The organism is Rhizobium sp. BK456, assembly GCF_014194045.1.
Classification (GTDB): domain Bacteria; phylum Pseudomonadota; class Alphaproteobacteria; order Rhizobiales; family Rhizobiaceae; genus Rhizobium; species Rhizobium redzepovicii.
On sequence record NZ_JACIAO010000001.1, the window covers coordinates 581238 to 601421 of the forward strand.

The following is a 20184-nucleotide window of genomic DNA, read 5'->3' on the forward strand; positions in this document are numbered from 1 at the left end:
GTCTTGAAGCCGCAAGCCGAATCGATTGAAGCAGAGGCGCCTATCAGAATGCGGATATGCTCATGATCACCGAAACGCTTCTTTATGCCGCGACATGGCCGCTGACCGGCAAGGCGCATCGCAAGTTCATCCGCTATTCCGTCAATCTCTGGTCGCGGGCCGGGCGTTGCGCCCGGGGTTGGGCCGAACATGAGACGATGAGCCGGAACGCGATCCGCGCGGCGGCGGCTGGTCTCAGGCAGAAACGGACCGCCGTCGTGCTCGGCTCCGGCTTGTTGCGCGACGTGCCGATCGACGAACTGGCAGGCGCGTTCGATACCGTCGTTCTGGTCGATCTCGTTCATCTCGCCTCGGTGCGCCTATGGCTGGCGGCCAAGGGCTATCGCAATATCAGGCTGATCGAACGCGATCTCTCCGGCTATGACGATCTCGCCGCCGGCAAGGAGCCGGAGCCGCTCGGCTTCCTGCGCACCGTGCCCTATCTCGATTTCGTGGTTTCGGCAAATCTCCTGTCGCAGATCGGCCGCGGCGTAAAACGGCGCTGCGACGCCGAGGCGGCCGGAATGCCTGAAGATACGGTGGAACGGCTGATTGCGGCGCATCTCGTCGGGCTTTCGGGGCTCTCCTGCCGCCATTGCCTGGTGAGCGACATCGCCTATGCCGTCATCGACCGCAACGGCCGGACGCATGAGGAGGCCGACCTGCTGCACGGCATCCCGCCGCCGCCGGTCAAAGCCACCTGGACATGGCCGGTGGCGCCGCTTGGCGAGGAGAGCCGGGATTACCGGATCGAGCACAAGGTGATTGCCGCCTGGTGACCAGGATGTGACCGCCGATCGGCTTGGCTTGCATCCGGCATTCCCCTATATGAAGGACGATGCGCACGCTCGCTCTCATCACGATGGTTCTCGGCTGGCTGGTCTACAGCGCCATGTCTGCTTGGGCAGGCTGTCCGACCTGTGCGTCGATGAGTGCACCCGCCGCCGCCGAAGCCGGCATGCATCATGAGATGGCCGGCATGCAGATGCCTGACGCGGCGGGCAAGGCGGATCCCTTGAAAGACCCTTGCACCAGCGGCAATGCCGCGCATATGCCGCTGTGCGCCGCCTGTCTTCTGCTGCCGCCGACGGTGACGGTCATGGATGGCGGAAAGTCCGTTTTCTTCTATCCCGCCCCCGCGCTTGCGCGCGCTCTGGATGACAGAAGACCCGCACCGCAGGCACCCCCTCCCCGACTGTCCTGATATCACGCTGATGCATTGAGAAGCGAGCGGCCTCAGTCGCCCGCGAACCTATTGTCAGACAGAGGAAGGATCTTTCATGTCTCTGAAAATCATCCCGTTTACCGCCATGCTCGCCATCATTGCCGCTCCCGTCCTTGCCGAAGACAAGGCCATGGATATGAGCAAGCCGATGGGCAGCCACGACGCGGCAAGCCATGCCTTCACCGAGGCGAACGACAAGATGCACAAGAATATGATGATCGAATATAGTGGCGATGCCGACGCGGATTTCGTCCGCGGCATGATCCCGCATCATCAAGGCGCGATCGACATGGCAAAGATCGAGCTTCAATACGGCAAGGATCCGGAAATCCGCAAACTCGCCGAAGGGGTGATCAAGGCGCAGGAAGCCGAGATCGCCGAGATGAACGCCTGGCTTAAGGCCCACGGCAAGTAAGTATCCCTAACCGGTGAAGGGGATTTCAGACAAAAGGCCACGGTTCGTGCCGTGGCTGCCCCTCACCCTAACCCTCTCCCCGTCCTGACGGGGAGCGAGGTGGGAACCGAAAGGTTGCGGCATAGTCCCTTCGCCCCGCAAGCGGGGAGAAGGTGCCGGTAGGCGGATGAGGGCCCCCTGTCGGCGATCTCAGCCTTTCGGCTCGAAATCGGCCGGGCGGCGGCCGGCGCCTTGTCGCTCCAGCATCCAGCCCGGATATTCGGGGGCAAGCGCGCTGACCTCGTCGAGCTTCGTCATATCGTCCCCGTCGAGCTTCAGCTTGACGGCGGCAAGATTCTGGTCGAGCTGGTCGACATGCTTGGCGCCGATGATGACGGTGGTGACGAAAGGCTTGGCGAGGATATAGGCGAGCGCCACGGTGGCGACGCTGACGCCGTGCTTTTCGGCGACCTCACGCATGACGGCGACGCAGGCCCAGGCCTTGTCCTTATCGACCGGCGGGAAGTCGAAACTGGCGCGGCGGCCCTCGCCATTGCCGGGCGCGCCGGGACCGTATTTGCCCGACAGGAGACCGCCGGCGAGCGGCGACCAAACCATCAGGCCGAGCTTCTCCTCCTGCATCATCGGCACGATGTCGCGTTCGAGGTCGCGTCCGGCGATGGAATAATAGGCCTGCACCGTCTCGAAACGGGCAAAGCCGCGGCGTTCGGAGAGGCCGAGCGCCTTGGAAATGCGCCAGGCCTGCCAGTTGGAGACGCCGATATAGCGCACGAGGCCGCGGGACACGAGATCGTCGAAGGCGCGCAGCGTCTCCTCGATCGGCGTCACCGTGTCGGTCGCGTGGATCTGATAGAGGTCGATATGATCGGTCTGCAGACGCTTGAGGCTCGCCTCGACCGAATCCATGATGTGGCCGCGCGAGGCGCCGCGGTCGTTCGGCTTCTCGCCCATGACGCCATAGACCTTGGTAGCGATGACGACGTCCTTGCGGGGCACGTCGAGGTTCTTCAGCGCCTGGCCGAGCAGCCTTTCGGACTCGCCGGCGGAGTAGACATCGGCCGTGTCGATGAAATTGACGCCAGAGCCGAGCGAGCGCTCGACCATCCGGTCGGCGGCATTCTGGTCGACATCGGCGATGGCGCCCCACATGGTGCCCTGTTTGGCTTCGCCGAAGGTCATGGTGCCCAGGCAGATTTCCGAGACGAAAAGTCCCGTATTTCCGAGTTGATTGTAACGCATGGTCGAAAAAATCCTTTGTGTCTGCCGCAAGAGGGGCTTGCGAACCTAAGAACTTCATTTTTTGATTATTGGCCTGCGCGTGACAGGCACAGCCGTGGCTGGCTGCAGGGTGAGGCAAACTCGATGTAGTGCGGCGGCGGCGCTTTTCAACGCCGCGCCCTTTGCAGCCCGGGAAACCGATGCCCTTGTCTCGACACAGGCGACCGATAGATTTCCGGTCATATTTCAAGAACAGGATGATTTTGGGCCGGGTCGGCCTCAGATCTGAATCCTGTTCTCAATTTTAGAGTTAGAGCATGATGTCGTCCGAAAGCCGCTCGCACTTTTCGGCATCATGCTCGAAGGTACGCATATGACGACGCGACCACTGACCACGATCGGGTTCGATGCCGACGACACGCTCTGGCAGAACGAACAATATTATCGGCTGACGGAAGCGCATTTCACCGGGCTTCTTGCCGATTTCGCCGAAGGACCGAAGATCTCCGAGCGGCTGCTGGAAGCTGAGAAGCGCAACCTTCGCCATTACGGCTTCGGCATCAAGGGTTTTACGCTGTCGATGATCGAGACGGCGATCGAGATCACCGAAGGCAAGGTTCCCGCCGGCGTGATCGCCAAGATCCTCGATACGGGCCGCGATCTTCTTTCCCATCCTGTCGAGACCATGCCGCATGTGCGCGACACGCTGGAAGCGCTTTCCGGCAAATATCTGCTTGTGATGATCACCAAGGGCGACCTGTTCGACCAGGAGCGCAAGCTCGCCCAGTCCGGGCTCGGCGACTTCTTCGATGCCGTCGAGATCGTCTCCGACAAGACGGCCGTCACCTATCGTCGCATCTTCGCCAAGGTCGGCGATGGACCGGAACGGGCGATGATGGTCGGCAATTCGCTGAAATCGGACATCGTGCCGGCGATCGCCGCCGGCAGCTACGGCGTCTTCGTGCCGCATGAACTCACCTGGGTGCTGGAACATGTGGACGAACCGACGGAGGCGCCGCGATTTCGCAAGATCGGTCATCTCGGCGAATTGCGTGACCTCATCGACCGGCTGGCATAGGCGGGCCGCTCGCCCGCCTTTATTGCTGTTTGGCGGGCGCCTTCGGGAACAGCGACGGGCGTTCTGGCTCGGCCGGCGGCTGCGGCTGTTTCGGGGCAGCCGCCAAAGGCTCGATCAGGATGCTGAAGGGGGCGCCGAGGCCGCGGCGCGGCGACACCTTGGAATAATAGGGACGCATCAGCCAGGTGGTGTTTTCCTTGACCGTCGTCTCGAAGCTCATGCCGTCCTCGTCGGTGCCGAAGAAGGCCTCGTCATCCGGTTTCGACAGGTCGAAGATTGCCAGGAAGGCGAATTTGCTCTTGGTGGCAAAGTCGATCTTCATGTGCTGGCCGGCGCGCACCGGCAGCGTGTAGACATGGCCGTTGCCGAACTTCGTCCAGCCCTTCAACTGCATGGTGACGGCCGGGAATTGCAGCTTCTCCAGCTTTTCACCGGGATCCAGCTGCGGCGTCTGCGCCAGAGCGGGGACCGTCAGGAGAAGGAGGGCAGCGGCGGCGATCAATGTTCTCACGGATGCATCTTCTTTCATGGTCGGACCAAAACGGCGCGCATCGCCTCGACCTCGGGCCGGCAGAAACAGCCCTCCAGATGATCGTTGACGAGGCCCATCGCCTGCATGAAAGCATAAACTGTGGTCGGGCCGACAAAGGTCCAGCCGCGTTTCTTCAGATCCTTGGAAATGATCGTCGAGGTCGGCGTCGTCGGATTGGCGACGATATGCTCGCGGTCGACTACTCCGGGCCGTTCGTTATGACCCGGCTCATAGCGCCAGAAATAATGGGCGAGCGAACCGAATTCATCTCTCAGCGCAATAGCGCGCCTGGCATTGTTGATGGTCGAGACGATCTTGCCGCGATGGCGGATGATGCCGGCATCGGCAAGGCAGCGGGTGACGTCCTCGTCGCCGAAGAGGGCAACCTTTTCGAAATCGAAGCCGGAAAAAGCGGCACGGAAATTCTCGCGCTTGCGCAGGATGGTCAGCCAGGAAAGCCCGGACTGGAAACCTTCGAGGCAGATCTTCTCGAAGAGGCGGATATCATCGGTGACAGGGCGGCCCCATTCCTCGTCATGATAGCGGAGATAATCCGGCAGATTGGCGTGCCAGTGGCAGCGGCTCCTGCCGTCCTCGCCGATGATGATGCCTGTCTCGCTCATGTCCGCTTCATTTCCGGGTCCGTCCGTTCGCCGGTCCGCCTGGTTTTCCGGTCATGATTCCGGCTTTACCATTTGCAAACCGTCTTTCCAAACCGAACGGTAACCCTGACGAAAAGTTTATTCGGCCGGTCGGGTTTTCATGAATCGATCTTTACCATTCGCTGGCGGATTGGGTGGCAGCGTCTTTCCCGGGTGGAACATCTCCGCCCGGGCGGACGTCTCCGCCAGCGCATTTTCGGCCATTTGTAGAGAGTCCGCCCGATGATGAAACAGCTTGTTCTTGCCGCAGCCCTGTTCGGCATATGCTCCACGGCCGCCCTTGCAGACGACCGCTACGCCACCCGTCCGCCGGTCGTGCTCAGCCCCGATCTGACCGCACCCTGGATCAACCAGCTCGGGGGCGGCACGGTTCGCCCCGTCGTCTATCAGCGACCGGTCGTCCAGTTGCAGCAGCGCGGCCTTTTCCAGCGCCGCGTCATCCGCCAGGCGCCGCAGGTCGCACCGCAGACCGTTTCGGCGATCAACCCGGGCATACCGGCGATCCGCCATCCGATCGAGCCGCAATTCCTGCCGCAGATGGTCGATTACGACACTCAGGAAAAGCCCGGCACCATCGTCATCGATACCAATAACCGCTTCCTCTATCTGGTGATGGATGGCGGCAAGGCGCGGCGTTACGGCGTCGGCGTCGGCAAGCCCGGCTTCGAATGGGCCGGCGCCCACAAGATCACCCGCAAACAGGAATGGCCGGACTGGACGCCGCCTTCCGAAATGATCAGCCGTGAAGCAGCCAAGGGCCACTACCTGCCGGCGCGGATGGATGGCGGTGCGGAAAACCCGCTCGGTGCCCGCGCCATGTATCTCGGCTCGACGCTTTACCGTATCCACGGCACCAACGCGCCTTGGTCGATCGGTAGCGCCGTCTCCTCCGGTTGCATCCGCTTGCGCAACGAAGATGTCGTCGATCTCTATGACCGCGTCCGCGTCGGAACCCGCGTCGTCGTCATGTAACGGCACATACAATATCTTGGAAGCCGCAAGAACAGCCGGCTTCCTTCCCCGAAATTGCTTTATCCGGCCGGGCCGATCTTGAATCGGGCAGAAGTTCATGTAGCTTCAGGCAGATTTGCTTGAGGGGAATCGATCATGATCAAATTGATGCCAGGTCTGGCCGCGGCCGGACTTGTCCTGTCCTTGATGTCTACATCCGCCTTTGCCGCGCCTGCCGGCTCCGACAACACCCAGCGCCCGGCGCACGTCGTGCGTGTGGCGCAGATGCCGAAATATGTGAAGCCGCAGTTCAAGCGCAAGAAAGTGCGGCTGGTGACGACGGAAGCCGCCGGCACCGTGATCATCGATACCAACAACAAATATCTCTATCTCGTCGAAGGCAACAACCGGGCCACCCGCTACGGCATCGGCGTCGGCCGCGACGGCTTCGGCTGGTCGGGCGTCGTCAAGATCGGCCGCAAAGCCGAATGGCCGGGCTGGACACCGCCGGCCGAGATGCGCCGCCGCGAAGCCGCCAAGGGTCACATCATTCCCGCTTTCCAGGAAGGCGGCGAGGATAATCCGCTCGGTGCGCGGGCCATGTATCTCTACCAGGGCGGCCGCGACACGATCTTCCGCATCCACGGCACCAACCAGCCCTGGACGATTGGCCTCAACATGTCTTCCGGCTGCATCCGGATGATGAACGAAGATGTGACGCATCTCTATGATCGCGCCCCTGTCGGCACCAAGGTGATCGTCATCGGCCCCGGCAACAGGCAAGGCAAGGTCGCGTTCGAGGACAGAGGCATCGACGTGCTCCGCACAATGTTCGGCGGCTGAGCAACACTCACGAAAAAAACGAAAGGCGCTTTCGGATGCGCCTTTCGTTTTGCTTAGACATTGCGGCACAAAGCTGGCACATCTGCCGCAAGGTCGACTTATTTTACAATATCGGGGCTATTCAATGACATATGCGCTGCGTTCCTCAGCATCCCTGCTTGCGGGCATTGCGTTTTTCACGATCTGTTCGGCAGCCTCCGCTTCGGCGGAAGATCTGCAATTTTCTGTCTATGGCGGCTACCAGACGGCACCGCACAGCGGCGTCGATCTCTCCGACGGCACGCATTTCACCGCCGGCTGGGAAGGCAAATCCTTCGGCGCCCCGCCTTATTACGGCGGCCGCGTCACCTGGTGGCTCGAGAACTTCAACAAGCCGAACTGGGGTATCTCGCTCGATTATACCCATGACAAGGTCTATGCCGACGACGATACACTGGCCAAGACCGGCTGGTCGCATTTCGAATTCACCGACGGCCTGAACCTCCTGACGGTGAACGGGCTCTATCGCTTTCAGGATCCGAGCCGCCGCTGGACCCCCTATCTCGGCGCCGGTGTGGGCGTGAACATTCCGCATGTCGAAGTGATTCGCCCCGAAGGCAAGACCTGGGCTTATGAATTCGGCGGCGTGACGCTGCAGGCCCAGGCCGGCGTCGACTTCAAGGTGACCGACCGCTGGTCGACCTTCGTCGAATACAAGGGCACCTATTCGCGCATCGACGTTCCGATCGACAGCGGCGTGGACCTGAAGACCAACATCTTCACCAACGCCGTCAATGTCGGCGTCTCGTTCCACTGGTAATTAACTCATTAGAGCGGTCCAGCTTTTGGGGCCGCTCTATTTTTTTGCTAAGGCGCAATTCCAGACGGAAACGCGCTTCGTGGTTTTTCTGGCATTGCTCTATTTCTTGCCGCAGCTGACCTTGCCTTCGACGGCATAGGGTTTTTCACCGCCTTCGATCGTCAGGGAATAGGTGCCGCTGAAATTTGCCGCCGGCTTGCCGCGTTCGCCGGCAACCACGACCAGATCCAGCGTTGCCCCGCCGGTGTCATCTTCGCCGCCATCGAAGACCTCCAGAAGCAGATCGCCGTCGCGCGACCAATGGTTGGTCAGATGCTGCGATTCGAAAACACGCTTGCCGAACACGGTCGCTTGGGCCGGATCCTTGACAACAAGCGCGCCGCGGAAATGGTTGAGCTTGTGGCCGGCTTCGCTTTCGAAACCGCTTTCGAGCGTGAAGCGCGCTTCCTTGTCATCGGCGGAACAGAAAAAACGGCTGTCGGCATGGGCGGCGCCCGCCGCACCGAGCAGTCCCGCAAACACGATCATTCCCCGCCACATCGTCTAAACTCCCGAGACAGGCCCGACAGGCCTTTCACGTCAGCCTAACGGCAAACCTGTTAATTTTTCCGGCACAGCGCCGCCATAGGCCCAATCGAGCAGCTCGACCGTATGCAGGATCGGCATGCCGGTGCCGGTGGCGATCTGGGTGATGCAGCCGATATTGCCGGTGGCGATGATGTCGGCCTTGGTGGCTTCGATGTTTTTGACCTTGCGTGCCTTCAGCGCAGCCGAGATCTCCGGCTGCATGATGTTGTAGGTGCCAGCCGAACCGCAGCAGAGATGGCCTTCGGCGGGATCGCGCACCGTAAAACCCGCCGCCTTCAACAATTGCTTCGGCGTCAGCGTGATGCGCTGGCCGTGCTGCATGGAACAGGCGGAGTGATAGGCGATCGTGATGCCCTTCGGCGTGTGCACCGGCAGCTCGAGGGTTGCCAGATATTCGGTGATGTCTTTGGCGAGGCCCGAGACCCTCGCCGCCTTTGCGGCATAGGCGGGATCGAGGCGCAGCATATGGCCGTAATCCTTGATCGTCGTGCCGCAGCCCGAGGCGGTGATGATGATCGCGTCGAGCCCTTGCCCTTCGATCTCGCGCGTCCAGAGATCGACATTGGTGCGCGCACTGGCGAGCGCCTGGTCGGCGCGGCCCATGTGATGAACCAGCGAACCGCAGCAGACCTCGCCTTCTGGCAGCACCACCTCGACGCCGAGCCGGGTCAGCAGCCGGATCGCCGCCGCGTTGATACCGGGATCGAGCACCGGCTGGGCGCAGCCGGAGAGCATCGCCACCCGGCCGCGCCGTTCCGTTTCGGGCAGGTAGCTGCCGGGTTTTGCCATGGCTGAAGCGGCGGGGATGCGGCGCGGCGCAAGCGCCAGCATGGCGGCGAAGGGCTTGAGAGTGGCCCCCAGCATCAGCCCGGCGAAGGGCCGGCCGAGGCGGGCGAGATTGAGCGCCAGGCGAAATCGGCTGGGATAGGGCAGCACGGCGGCAAGGATCGCCCGTGTCAGCCTGTTCATCAATGGGCGCCGGTAGGTCTTTTCGATATGGGCGCGGGCGTGATCGACAAGATGCATATAGTCGACGCCAGAGGGACAGGTGGTGACGCAGGCAAGGCAGGAGAGACAGCGGTCGATATGGGTGACGACCTCGGCATCGGCCGGCCGGCCGTTTTCCAGCATGTCCTTGATCAGATAGATGCGACCGCGCGGGCTGTCGAGCTCATTGCCGAGCGTCACATAGGTGGGACAGGTGGCGGTGCAGAAACCGCAATGGACACATTTGCGCAGGATCTTCTCGGATTCGGCGACATCGGGATCGGCGAGCTGGGTGGGGGTGAAGTTGGTTTGCATTAGCGGGGCCTCCGCCTTGGGCGCGCTGTACCCGGGGCGCCCCCCTCTGTCCTGCCGGACATCTCCCCCACAAGGGGGGAGATCGGATGGGATTGACGGCCTCCCCAAACAACGAAATTGCTGCGACTGCGATACGCCAGATAGGAAGCGATCGTCCCACCTCTTGCCGATCTCCCCCCTTGTGGGGGAGATGTCCGGCAGGACAGAGGGGGGTACTCCGCGCACAGGCTCATCTTCTCACCCCATCTTCCCCGGATTGAAGATCCCCGCCGGATCGAACTTCTCTTTCACCCGCCGCGACAGCATCGCCACCGCCTCGGCCTCCGGATGAAACGCCGCGGTTGCCGCCCGCACCTGCTCCGATGCACGGATCAGCGTCGCATGGCCACCGCCGAGCGCCTTGATGTAGCGGCGGACCAGCTCGCCTTCGGGGCCGGCTTCCATGCGCAGCCAGACGAGACCGCCCTGCCAATCATAAAAGGCATCGACGCCGGCTTCGAGGCGAAGGGCTGCAACCAGCAGATGGCCGGTGCCGGGGGCGACCGAGACGCGCCAGACCGGCCGCGCCGTGCCGTCGGCATAGGGCAGCACATCGCGGATTTCTTGCCAGAGCCGGCGGCTTTCCGGCGCATCCAGCCGCGTGACCGCTGCGAAGGCCGACATTGCTGCCGCAAGTTTTTCCAAGCGCGCGTCAACCGAACCGGCGAGACCTTCGATGCGCAGCACCGTCGCCTCGCCCTCGGGCAGGTTTCCGGCGAGGAATTTCCAGGTCACCGTCAGCGGCAGATGGGCGGCGCCGGAGACTTCGACCGGCAGCGCCATTGCCGCCGCCATGGCGTTGGCCGCCTCGGCGTCGTTGAGGCCCGACAGTACCACCGTGCGCTCGGTCTTCGGACGCGGCGGCACCCGGAAGGTGACTTCGGTGAGGAAGCCCAGCGTGCCGTGCGAGCCGGCGATCAGCTTCACGAGGTCGAGGCCGGTGACATTCTTCATCACCCGGCCGCCGGCCTTGATGATCTCGCCCTTGCCGTTGACGAAGCGTACACCGAGCAGGCTGTCGCGAGCGGCCCCCGCAACGAGCCGTCGCGGGCCGGAGACATTGGCGGCAAAGACGCCGCCGATGGTCGGCTCGCCCGATGTGCCCATGACAGGGCGATGATCCATCGGCTCGAAGACGAGCATCTGGCCGCTCTCCTCAAACGCCGCCTCGACCTCGGCGAGCGGCGTTCCCGATCGCACCGTCATGACCATTTCGCCGGGATTATAGGCGACGATGCCGGCAAGCCCGGTCGAGCGCAGCCGGTCCTCGGCGGCAACGGCATTGCCGAAGCCTGCGCGGCTATCGCCGCCGCAGATAGCCAGCGGTCGGCCGCTCCCGGCATGGGTGCGGACGATCGCTGCCGCCTCTTCCTCGCTCGTCGGCATCAGATCGATCATGCGGCGGGGCGCCCTTCGAGCGGAAAGACCTTCGACGGATTGAGAAGCCAGCCGGGATCGAAGGCGGCGCGCGCCGCCATCTGCTGGGCGAGATCGACTTCCGAATATTGGTGCCGCATCAGGTCGCGCTTCTCGATGCCGACGCCATGTTCGCCGGTGAGGCAGCCGCCGGCATCGACGCAGAGTTTGAGAATATCGTTGCCGGCGGCCTCGGCGCGGGCGGCATCCTCGGGATCGTTGGCGTTGAAGAGGATCAGCGGATGCATGTTGCCGTCGCCGGCATGGAAGACATTGGCGACCCGCAGGCCGTAATGATCGATGATCTCGGCCGTCTTTTTCAGCACATGGGAAAGCTGGCTGAGCGGCACGGTGCCGTCCATGCAGATATAGTCGGCGATGCGTCCGGTGGCGCCGAAGGCGGATTTGCGGCCCTTCCAGATCAGCGCCGCTTCGGTCGCCGACTGACATTCCCGCACCGTCTTGACGCCATGCTGGCGGGCGATCTCGACAATGTCCTTCAGCGTGGCGTCCATTTCTGCTTCCGAGCCTTCGACCTCGACGATCAGAAGAGCGCCTACGTCGAGGGGATAACCGGCATGGGCAAAGGCCTCGCAGATCTCGATCGCCGGCTTGTCCATGAATTCTATCGCAACCGGGATGATGCCGGCGGCGATGACATCGGCGACACAGGCGCCGGCCTCTTCCGAAGCTTCGAAGCCGAAGAGCACCGGGCGCGCGCCCTCCGGCTTGGCGATCAGCCGCACTGTCGCCTCGGTGACGATGCCGAGCTGGCCTTCGTGACCGCAGACGAGGCCGAGCAAATCGTAACCGGCGGCATCCAGCGCCTTGCCGCCGAGTTCGATCACCGTGCCGTCGACCAGCACCATCCGGACGCCGAGCAGATTGTTGGTCGTGACGCCGTATTTCAGGCAATGGGCGCCGCCGGAATTCATACCGATATTGCCGCCGATGGTGCAGGCGAGCTGCGAACTCGGATCGGGTGCGTAGAAAAAGCCGTCCGCCGAGACGGATTCCGAAATATTGAGATTGGTGACACCGGCTTGAACCACCGCGACCCGGTTCGGCAGATCGATCTCGAGGATGCGGTTCATCTTCGACAGGCCGAGTACGACGGCATCCTCCTGCGGAATGGCGCCGCCCGAAAGCGAGGTGCCGGCACCGCGCGGCACGACGGGAATGCCGTAGCGGTGGCAATAGCGCATGACCGCCGAAACCTCAGCCGTGCTGCGCGGCAGGGCGACGGCGAGCGGCAGGCGGCGATAGGACACGAAAGCGTCGGTCTCGAAGGGAACCAGTTCGCGCGCCTCATGCACCAGGCATTCCGGCGGTAGAAGATCGGTGAGATCGGCGACGATCTGGGCTCGGCGCGCCAGGACATCGGCTCGGGGTTTGAGAAACGGGATGGCGTCGGACATGGCGTTCTCCCTAGCCCCTTTCATCGGGAAAATGACGACAGGAACCGGCCGCGAACCTTCTGCCGCCGATAAATCGGCTTAGCACTTTCCCGAAAGCGGCGCAAATGCTAAGCACTTATGCCAAAAGGGGAAAAAATCGAAAACCGTATGACCAATCTGGGCGATCTCGAAATCTTTGCCAAGGTCGTTTCGACGGGCAGCATGTCGCTTGCCGGGCGGGCGCTCGGCTTTTCCCCGGCCGTCGTCTCCAAGCGGATCAAGCGGCTGGAGGACCGGCTCGGCACCCGGCTGTTGCAGCGCACGACGCGGCAGATCTCGCTGACGGAAGCCGGCCAGGGTTTCTACGACCGCGTCCTCGGTATCCTCGCCGGGCTGGAAGAGGCGGAATTCTACATTTCCGGCCGCTCGGCGCAGATGCACGGGACGCTGAAAATCTCGGCGCCGACCTCCTTCGGGCGCATGCACATCGCGCCGCATCTGAAGGCGTTCATGGAGACGCATCCGGAGCTGGCGATCAACCTGGTGCTGACCGATGAATTCAGCGACATCGTCGGCGGCGGCTTCGATCTGGCGATCCGCATTGCCGAACTCACCGATTCGAGCCTCGTCGCCCGGCGGCTGGCGCCGGTGCGCCGGCTGCTCTGCGCCTCGCCGGATTATCTCGCGGCACACGGCAAGCCTAGAGATATCGACGATTTGAAACATCATCGCTGCCTGCCGGCGCACAATGGCGACACTTGGCGGCTGAACGGGCCGGACGGAATGCTCAGCCTGCGGCCGGAGGGAATGCTGGTCACCAATTCCAGCGAGGTGATCCGCGAGGCAGTCATCTCAGGCCTCGGGATCGCGCTGCGCTCCACCTGGGATATCGGCGAAGAGCTGAAAGCCGGGAAGCTGGTGCAAGTGCTGCCCGCCTATGAGGGCTCGCACAATGTGGCGCTGTCGGCCGTCTATCCCAGCCGGCAATTCCTGCCGGCCAAGGTGCGGCTGTTCATCGACTATCTCGCCGAGCTTTACGGACCTGTCCCCTATTGGGAACGCTGACGGCGGTGCTCGCTCAGCGCGCCAGCCTCTCGATGACGAGATCCAGCAGGGCGCGCAGTCGCGCCAGGCGCTTCATGTCGCGGTGATAGCCGATCCAGGTGTCGCGGCCGGGCGGCGCCTCACCGAGATCGACCAGTTCGATGGCAGCAAGCGAATCGCCGAGAGGCCGCGGCAGGACGGCGAGCCCCGCTCCATTGGCACAGAGCGCCGCCTGAACATCGCGGCTGTTGCTGCGCATGACAATTTCGGCCCGCGGCAAGAGCCGTTGCAGCCAGCCGGCATCCGGCATGTCGCCGAAAGCTTGGTCCATGGTGACGAGGCGGGCGCCCACCCCGTCAAATGCCCTCGGGTGCGGCGCGCCGCGACGGATGTAAAGGCCGTATTTAATATGGATAAGCTTGCGGGATATGATCTCCGCTTCCGTAAAGGGCTGAATACGAAAAACGAGGTCGGCTTCGCGTCGTGGCAGGCTAAGCAGCCGGCTGTCGGTCAATAGTTCGACCACCACCTTGGGATGGAGTTGCGAGAATTCCGCCAGCACCGGCGAAAGCACATGCGCACCGAACCAGTCGGACGAGGACAGCCTGAGAAAACCACCGAGCTGGCGGCTGCCACCGGCAAGGATGCGCTCCATAGCAAGCGTCTCCTCCTCGATGCGTTCGGCACCGGCGAGCACGGCCGCGCCTTCCTCGGTCAGCACGAAGCCCTCAGTCGTGCGCTGAAATAACGTCTGCCCAACAGACGCTTCCAGGGCACGCAACCGCCGGCCCATCGTCGGCTGCGTCAGACCGAGGCTGCGGGCTGCGGCTCCGAGCGTTCCGAACCGCGCGATCGCCAGAAAAATCTTCAGGTCGCTCCATTCCATCGCGCGTATCCATCAAACACAAATGCATGGGCTGCAGTCTTTTTCTTTTATTTTCATTCGCGTTTCAATGAGCGATCTTTCTTCCAGGAAAGCCCGTTGCGACCGTAGACGCCGCGCGAACGAAGGAGAATTGCATGTCGAGACAATCAACGATGAAAGTGATGCTGGCGGAATCGCCGAATTCGCCATTACGGATCGCCGATGTTCCGAAGCCTGTGCCGGGTGAAGGCCAAGTCCTGGTGCGCATCTTGGCGAGCGGGGTCAATCCGCTCGATCTCAAGATCAGAGCCGGCAATGCGGCCCATGCGCGCCACCCGCTTCCGGCCGTGCTTGGCATCGATATGGCCGGCATCGTCGAAGAGATCGGACCTGGCGTCGGCGGTTTCCGTCGCGGCGACGCCGTCTATGGCATGACCGGCGGGGTCGGCGGCGTTCAGGGATCGCTTGCCGAATTCGCAGCGGTCGACGCCGCGCTGTTGGCGCCAAAGCCGCAGAACCTTTCGATGCGCGAGGCAGCCGCCCTGCCGCTGATCTCCATTACCGCCTGGGAAGGGCTGGTCGACCGCGCCGGGGTCAGCGCCGACCGCAAGGTCCTCGTGCTTGGCGGCGGCGGTGTCGGCCATATCGTCGCCCAGATCGCCAAGGCTGCTGGAGCCGAGGTCTATGTCGTCGACGGCGCTTCGAAAGCGGACTATCTCGCCGGCCTAGGTGCAACGCCGATCGATCGTGCCGCGGAAACAGTAGAAAGCTATGTCGCTAGACATACCGGTGGCAAAGGTTTCGATCTGGTCTACGACACGGTCGGCGGCCAGGGGCTCGATACGGCGTTCCAGGCCGTCAGCCGGTTCGGCCATGTGGTGAGCTGCCTTGGCTGGGGAAATCACGCGCTGGCGCCGCTCTCCTTTAAGGCGGCGACCTATTCCGGGGTTTTCACGCTGCTCCCGCTTCTAACCAGCGAAGGACGCCCACATCACGGCGAGATTATGCGGGAAATGACGAGACTGGTCGAAGCCGGCAAGGTGATGCCGAGGCTCGACCCGCACCGCTTCACACTTGACGATACCGACGAGGCACATCGGCTGATCGAAAACCGGCAGGCGGACGGGAAGGTCGTCGTCGACATCGACGGATCTCACGGTGCCGAATGACTGGAACAGGATGATTTGAGGCTCCGGTCGGCCTTAGATCTATTCCTTCGCTAAATGAGAGAGTTGCGCCTGGTGTCGTCCGAAAACACTCACATTTTTAGGCATCTTCCTCAGCACGTGAGATCAAGATAAGCATTCGCCACCATCGCGTCGATATCCCTGGGCACCGGCACGACGCAGGCTTCGGGACCGGCCTCGCCCCTGGCGATGCGTTCCAGGCAGCGGGCCTGCAGGGTGAAGCCGAGATCCATCGATTCGACCGTGTTGCCGAGCGGCCGTGGGCCGGCGAGATTGGCCATGTGGCCGCCGCCCAGCACGTGGAAGGAGCGGCCGTCCCGCAGATGGAAGGTCTCGATATGATCGGCCTCGTAGCGATCGATGCCGATGACATCGGGATGGCGGCGGAAGGCCTCGACATCGATCTCATGCGGGAAATGGCCGCCATTCATCAGGATCGCGCCATCCTTGACGAGCGGCAGGTCGGCTGCCGTGACGATGCCGGCAAACCCGGTGACGGTGACGATTATATCGGCCGAGCGGATTGCCGCCTCGCGCAGCGGCGTGGCGAAACCATCGAGATGGGCCTCGAGTGTCGTCACGGCGTCGATTTCGACGACGCTGACGGTGGAAAAAGCGTTGCGGAAACAGGCGGCCGTGCCCTTGCCGCAGGCGCCGTAGCCGAACACCGTCACGCGTTTGCCGTTGGTCGAGCGGTTGGTGAAGCGCAAATAGCTTTCGAACAGGCTTTGTCCGACGGCATGCCTGTTTTCGGCGAACTGCTTGATCGGGCTGTCGTTGATGATGAGGATCGGCATATTGAGGCGTTCGCGCAGCGGCAGCAAGCGGGTGCGGCCCGAGGTAGTTTCCTCGGTGCCGCCACGGAGATTGGCATGGGGTTTTTCCGCCGCGATGGCGAAGAGATCGCCGCCATTGTCGAGCAGCAGATCCGGCCTTTCGGCTATCACCGCTTCGAGGCTGGCATGATGGGCGGCCGGATCGATCGTCTGCGTGGCGAAGACCGTAAAACCCTGCGAACGCAGAAACTCGACCGTCGAAGGCTGGGTGCTGTTGAGATTGCCGGTGCAGATGAGGCGCGCCCCGCCGGCGCGAAGCGTCATCAGCAGCGCCACCGTCTTCGGCTCAAGATGAATGCCCGTGCCGATCGACAGTCCCTCGAAGGGCCGCGTCCGCTCGAATTCGGCTGCCGTCGCCTTCAGCAGCCGGCAGCTGCCGCCGATCCAGTCGATGCGCGTCGCGGTCTTTTCCATCATCTCATCCCTGTTGCCGATATCCCGCTATTTCTAGCGATGCCACAGGGCGGCGACTATGGAGTTTATTCCGATGTTGGAGCAGAAAAACTGCCCTTTCCGCGCCCGGATTGGCGCAGCCAGCCGGACAAAGCAGCGAAAGCCGGACGTTTTGCATCCGGCGTGCGGCAGCAGAGGCTGTAGCCGGACGGCCGGGCGATGAAACCATAGGGCGCGACCAGCTGCCCGCGCTGAAGATCGTCCTCGATCGAGGCGCGCGGCGCAAGGGCGATGCCGAGCCCGGAGCGGGCGGCACCGAGCGCCAGCAGCAAATCCTCGAATTCTTGGGCGCGGGAAAAGATGACCGGCGGCGTGCCGCTTTCGGCAAACCATTCGTCCCAGAGTTTTGGAACGCTGCGGCTCGCAAGCATTGTCAGCCGGCCCATCGCCGCCGGGCTCTCCGAGAGCGTCGCTGCAAGCGCCGGCGTTGCGACCGGACCGAACTCGTCTTCCATGAAGCGCACCGCGGTCACGCCGGCAGCCGGCCGGTATTCGCCGCCCATGATCACCGCGTCCAGTTCCGGGTGCATTTGCAATGGTTCGACGACGGTCATCGGCACGATATCGACCGCCGTATCGCCGAGGTTCGCCTGCATGTCGGCAACACGCGGCATCAGCCACCAGACGGCGAAGGCGGAGGGCACGCCGAGCCGGATGCGGCCCGGCACGATGCCCGAGAGCTCGTAAGCAGCGCGTTGCAGAATGTCGAAAGCCGCGCTCGATGCTGCGGCGAAAGCGCTCGCCTCTCCGGTCGGGACCAGCCGGCGGCCGTCACGAACAAAGAGCTTGCGGCCGAAGTGACCCTCCAGCGTGGCAATCTGCTGGCGCACCGCGCCGCGCACCACCTTCAGCTCTTCGGCGGCCTTCAGAATGCTGCCGTGGCGGCAGACGGCCTCGAAGGCGCGGACGGCATTGAGCGGTGGAAGACGCATGATTACCACGATCAGAAATGACAGTGGATCACTTGATCTTGCCATTGAAGGAAAGGCAAGACCGCGCCATATTGAACACCTGTGCAATGCGACGCATTCGAGACACGACGTGACGGATTTCTGAGCCTGCCCCAGCTCGATTTCCCTTATTGAACGGCGATCAAATCCCGTTTCGGAACGTCCGCGGCTTTGGATTGTGTAAGCTTTTCGTGATACACGTATATGAGTGATTCCTAACAACCACTGCGAAGGTGACCCGACAATTGACTCTTCTCGCCCGATTGGCATCCGATGTGCAACTGATGTTCCGGCGTCCGCCGCGACAGCAATACGGTGCGATCTGCTATCGGGTGAAAAAGAAGAGTGACGATGTCGAGGTGATGCTAATGACGAGCCGCGACACCGGCCGCTGGGTCATTCCCAAGGGCTGGCCGATGACGGGTAAATGCGCTCATGAGGTCGCCGCACAGGAGGCCTTTGAGGAAGCCGGCGTCCGCGGCGCGGTCGAGACGGAGACGCTCGGCGCTTACAGCTATTCGAAAGTCCTGCGGGACGGCGTACAGGTGGCCTGCAAGGTGCAGGTCTATGCGCTCGAAGTCACCGACATGGCGAAGAACTTCAAGGAAAAGGGTGAACGCCGCATCGAATGGGTCTCGTTCGACGAGGCGGCGGGGCGCGTGCGCGAGCCGGAACTGCGCGGCCTTTTCCTGGCCTTCAAGCGAAAGATAACTGAGCGGCTTTCGGCCAAAGCGGCAAAGCAGGGATCTGCGGGAAAGCAAATCCCGGCGGAATGAATCCTGCCATCTTGCGCTGCTAGGAAAGTGGCGTAGAAGCAGATTTCATCCCCCGGAATAAAGAATGCCGCCACGTCCCACAGTCCTCACGAAACGCACGCTCGACAAGGATCTCGACAAAATAACCCATGCCGAGGAGGCGGCGAAGCATGTTTTGCGGCGGCTGGTGGCGCCTGGCCTCGGGTTGATCTTTGTCGGCCTCGCCATGCTGTTTGCCGGTGTCTATGTGCTCGACCAACCGGGAGCGGTGCTCGTCGTGGCGGCGGCGGCGCTTGCCGGCTACATGGCGATGAACATCGGCGCCAATGACGTGACCAACAATGTCGGTGCGGCCGTCGGGGCGCGCGCCATGACGATGGGTCAGGCGCTGGTCATCGCCGCTATTTTCGAAGTTCTCGGCGCCACGGTCGCCGGCGGCGAGGTCGTCAAGACGATTTCCTCGAATATCGTCGATACCGTCGAGGTGCCGCAGGCGCTGCTCGGCTGGATCATGATGGCAGCGCTGATGGCGGCCGCCCTCTGGATCAATCTCGCAACCTGGATGAATGCGCCGGTTTCCACCACCCATGCGATCGTCGGCGCGGTGATCGGCGCCGGCATCGCAGCCGTCGGGACGGAACCGGTGAACTGGCGGGTGATGCTGGAAATCACCTCGAGCTGGATCACCTCTCCGCTGATCGGCGGACTGATCGCGGCCGGACTGCTTTATTTCGTCAAGACGCTGATCATCTATCGCGACGACAAGATCGCGGCGGCTCGGCGCTGGGTGCCGGTGTTGGTCGGGGTGATGGCCGGCGGCTTCATGGCCTATATGGTGCTGCAGCTGTCGCCCACCGGCAAATTTCCGTCTTTCACCATCATCCTTATCGGCATCGGCATCGGGCTGGTGAGCTGGCTTATTGCCCGGCCGCTTGTGCTCGCCCAGGCGCGCAATCTCGAAAACCGCAACAGCTCGCTGCGGCTGCTGTTCCGGCTGCCACTCATCGGCTCGGCGGCGCTGCTGTCCTTCGCACATGGCGCAAATGACGTTTCGAATGCGGTCGGGCCGCTTTCGGCGATCGTCCACTCGGTCGGCATCGGCGGCGGTGACGGCGTTGGCCATCCGCCGCTCTGGGTGATGCTGATCGGCGCCTTCGGCATCTCCGTCGGCCTGCTGCTGTTCGGGCCGCGCCTCATTCGCTTGGTCGGCGAGGAGATCACCAAGCTCAATCCGATGCGGGCCTATTGCGTCGCGCTATCGACCGCCTTCACCGTCATCGTCGCCTCCTGGCTCGGTCTGCCGGTCAGCACCACGCATATCGCCGTCGGCTCCGTCTTCGGCGTCGGCTTCTTCCGCGAATGGTACACCCGCCATTCGAAGCGTCGCATCGCCTATATCAGGCGCAGGGCCGAGAGCTTCGATATCGACGAGCCGGAGGATCCGAACATCCACGAGACGCGGCGGCGCTATCTCGTCCGCCGCTCGCATTTCATGACGATCATTGCCGCCTGGATCGTCACCGTGCCGGTTTCGGCAGCGCTTGCGGCAGTGATTTATTGGGTTATGTTCGCGCTTTTCGTCTGAAACTC

Annotated in this window: 21 protein-coding genes; 11 read left to right on the forward strand and 10 right to left on the reverse strand. The window is 62.7% G+C overall.

The features are described from left to right. The first annotated feature begins 62 nt into the window (after positions 1 to 62). The 3 genes from FHX03_RS03165 to FHX03_RS03175 all read left to right on the forward strand — a co-directional run bounded on the left by FHX03_RS03165 (position 63) and on the right by FHX03_RS03175 (position 1679). The gene (locus tag FHX03_RS03165; protein WP_183852577.1) at positions 63 to 818 is read left to right on the forward strand and encodes a hypothetical protein; all 756 of its coding nucleotides are present in this window, start codon (positions 63 to 65) and stop codon (positions 816 to 818) included. Positions 819 to 877: 59 nt separating this feature from the next. After that, a complete protein-coding gene (locus tag FHX03_RS03170) occupies positions 878 to 1243 on the forward strand; it encodes a hypothetical protein (protein ID WP_183777241.1) in 366 nt (121 codons plus the stop codon). A gap of 76 nt (positions 1244 to 1319) precedes the next feature. Next, complete coding sequence (locus tag FHX03_RS03175) at positions 1320 to 1679, forward strand: DUF305 domain-containing protein (RefSeq protein WP_183777240.1); 360 nt, start codon at positions 1320 to 1322, stop codon at positions 1677 to 1679. A gap of 189 nt (positions 1680 to 1868) precedes the next feature. Here FHX03_RS03175 and FHX03_RS03180 read toward each other — a convergent pair whose 3' ends face one another. Further along, positions 1869 to 2918, reverse strand: a complete 1050-nt coding sequence (locus tag FHX03_RS03180) for an aldo/keto reductase (protein WP_183852579.1) — start codon at positions 2916 to 2918, stop codon at positions 1869 to 1871. 352 nt (positions 2919 to 3270) lie between these two features. Here FHX03_RS03180 and FHX03_RS03185 point away from each other — a divergent pair, with 352 nt between their 5' ends. Next, positions 3271 to 3975: an HAD family hydrolase gene (locus tag FHX03_RS03185; protein WP_003588314.1), complete on the forward strand. Its 705-nt coding sequence runs from the start codon at positions 3271 to 3273 to the stop codon at positions 3973 to 3975. 19 nt (positions 3976 to 3994) lie between these two features. On the opposite strand, the gene FHX03_RS03190 is transcribed toward FHX03_RS03185, so the two are convergent. Beyond that, entirely contained in the window at positions 3995 to 4504 is a 510-nt protein-coding gene (locus FHX03_RS03190) for a hypothetical protein (protein ID WP_097623983.1), read from the reverse strand. Beyond that, the gene (locus tag FHX03_RS03195) at positions 4501 to 5130 is read right to left on the reverse strand and encodes a DNA-3-methyladenine glycosylase I (protein WP_097623982.1); all 630 of its coding nucleotides are present in this window, start codon (positions 5128 to 5130) and stop codon (positions 4501 to 4503) included. The genes FHX03_RS03190 and FHX03_RS03195 overlap by 4 nt, the downstream gene beginning before the upstream one ends. 261 nt (positions 5131 to 5391) lie before the next feature. Between FHX03_RS03195 and FHX03_RS03200 the strand changes: the two genes are divergently transcribed. The 3 genes from FHX03_RS03200 to FHX03_RS03210 all read left to right on the forward strand — a co-directional run bounded on the left by FHX03_RS03200 (position 5392) and on the right by FHX03_RS03210 (position 7762). Further along, positions 5392 to 6141, forward strand: a complete 750-nt coding sequence (locus FHX03_RS03200) for a L,D-transpeptidase (protein ID WP_183777237.1) — start codon at positions 5392 to 5394, stop codon at positions 6139 to 6141. Between the two features lie 135 nt (positions 6142 to 6276). After that, positions 6277 to 6963, forward strand: a complete 687-nt coding sequence (locus FHX03_RS03205) for a L,D-transpeptidase (protein ID WP_183777236.1) — start codon at positions 6277 to 6279, stop codon at positions 6961 to 6963. Positions 6964 to 7087: 124 nt separating this feature from the next. Next, positions 7088 to 7762 (forward strand): outer membrane protein, encoded by a 675-nt coding sequence (locus FHX03_RS03210; RefSeq protein ID WP_097623979.1) that lies wholly within the window; start codon positions 7088 to 7090, stop codon positions 7760 to 7762. Positions 7763 to 7861: 99 nt separating this feature from the next. Here FHX03_RS03210 and FHX03_RS03215 read toward each other — a convergent pair whose 3' ends face one another. The 4 genes from FHX03_RS03215 to FHX03_RS03230 all read right to left on the reverse strand — a co-directional run bounded on the left by FHX03_RS03215 (position 7862) and on the right by FHX03_RS03230 (position 12525). Further along, positions 7862 to 8302, reverse strand: coding sequence for a hypothetical protein (locus tag FHX03_RS03215; protein WP_097623978.1), 441 nt, complete (start codon positions 8300 to 8302; stop codon positions 7862 to 7864). A 39-nt stretch (positions 8303 to 8341) separates the two neighbouring features. After that, positions 8342 to 9652 carry a glycolate oxidase subunit GlcF gene (gene glcF, locus FHX03_RS03220; protein ID WP_097623977.1) on the reverse strand — a complete coding sequence of 437 codons (1311 nt, stop codon included), beginning with the start codon at positions 9650 to 9652 and terminating at the stop codon, positions 8342 to 8344. A gap of 237 nt (positions 9653 to 9889) precedes the next feature. Next, complete coding sequence (locus FHX03_RS03225) at positions 9890 to 11089, reverse strand: FAD-binding protein (protein WP_183852581.1); 1200 nt, start codon at positions 11087 to 11089, stop codon at positions 9890 to 9892. Continuing rightward, a complete protein-coding gene (locus FHX03_RS03230) occupies positions 11086 to 12525 on the reverse strand; it encodes an FAD-linked oxidase C-terminal domain-containing protein (RefSeq protein WP_183852583.1) in 1440 nt (479 codons plus the stop codon). Before FHX03_RS03230 ends, FHX03_RS03225 begins: the two co-directional genes overlap by 4 nt. Before the next feature lie 147 nt (positions 12526 to 12672). Between FHX03_RS03230 and FHX03_RS03235 the strand changes: the two genes are divergently transcribed. Next, positions 12673 to 13569, forward strand: coding sequence for a LysR family transcriptional regulator (locus FHX03_RS03235; protein WP_097623974.1), 897 nt, complete (start codon positions 12673 to 12675; stop codon positions 13567 to 13569). A gap of 13 nt (positions 13570 to 13582) precedes the next feature. Here FHX03_RS03235 and FHX03_RS03240 read toward each other — a convergent pair whose 3' ends face one another. Next, complete coding sequence (locus FHX03_RS03240; RefSeq protein ID WP_183852585.1) at positions 13583 to 14434, reverse strand: LysR family transcriptional regulator; 852 nt, start codon at positions 14432 to 14434, stop codon at positions 13583 to 13585. Between the two features lie 134 nt (positions 14435 to 14568). Here FHX03_RS03240 and FHX03_RS03245 point away from each other — a divergent pair, with 134 nt between their 5' ends. Beyond that, the gene (locus FHX03_RS03245) at positions 14569 to 15582 is read left to right on the forward strand and encodes a zinc-dependent alcohol dehydrogenase family protein (RefSeq protein ID WP_097623972.1); all 1014 of its coding nucleotides are present in this window, start codon (positions 14569 to 14571) and stop codon (positions 15580 to 15582) included. Between the two features lie 110 nt (positions 15583 to 15692). Here FHX03_RS03245 and FHX03_RS03250 read toward each other — a convergent pair whose 3' ends face one another. Together FHX03_RS03250 and FHX03_RS03255 are read right to left on the reverse strand one after the other, a co-directional pair. Beyond that, positions 15693 to 16850, reverse strand: coding sequence for an adenosylhomocysteinase (locus FHX03_RS03250; protein ID WP_183777232.1), 1158 nt, complete (start codon positions 16848 to 16850; stop codon positions 15693 to 15695). Positions 16851 to 16915: 65 nt separating this feature from the next. Then, positions 16916 to 17821 carry a LysR substrate-binding domain-containing protein gene (locus tag FHX03_RS03255; RefSeq protein ID WP_183777231.1) on the reverse strand — a complete coding sequence of 302 codons (906 nt, stop codon included), beginning with the start codon at positions 17819 to 17821 and terminating at the stop codon, positions 16916 to 16918. Between the two features lie 263 nt (positions 17822 to 18084). On the opposite strand from FHX03_RS03255, the gene FHX03_RS03260 reads away from it, so the two are divergent. Both FHX03_RS03260 and FHX03_RS03265 read left to right on the forward strand, forming a co-directional pair. After that, entirely contained in the window at positions 18085 to 18615 is a 531-nt protein-coding gene (locus FHX03_RS03260) for an NUDIX hydrolase (protein ID WP_097623969.1), read from the forward strand. 64 nt (positions 18616 to 18679) lie between these two features. After that, a complete protein-coding gene (locus FHX03_RS03265; RefSeq protein WP_097623968.1) occupies positions 18680 to 20179 on the forward strand; it encodes an inorganic phosphate transporter in 1500 nt (499 codons plus the stop codon). Positions 20180 to 20184: the final 5 nt, after the last annotated feature.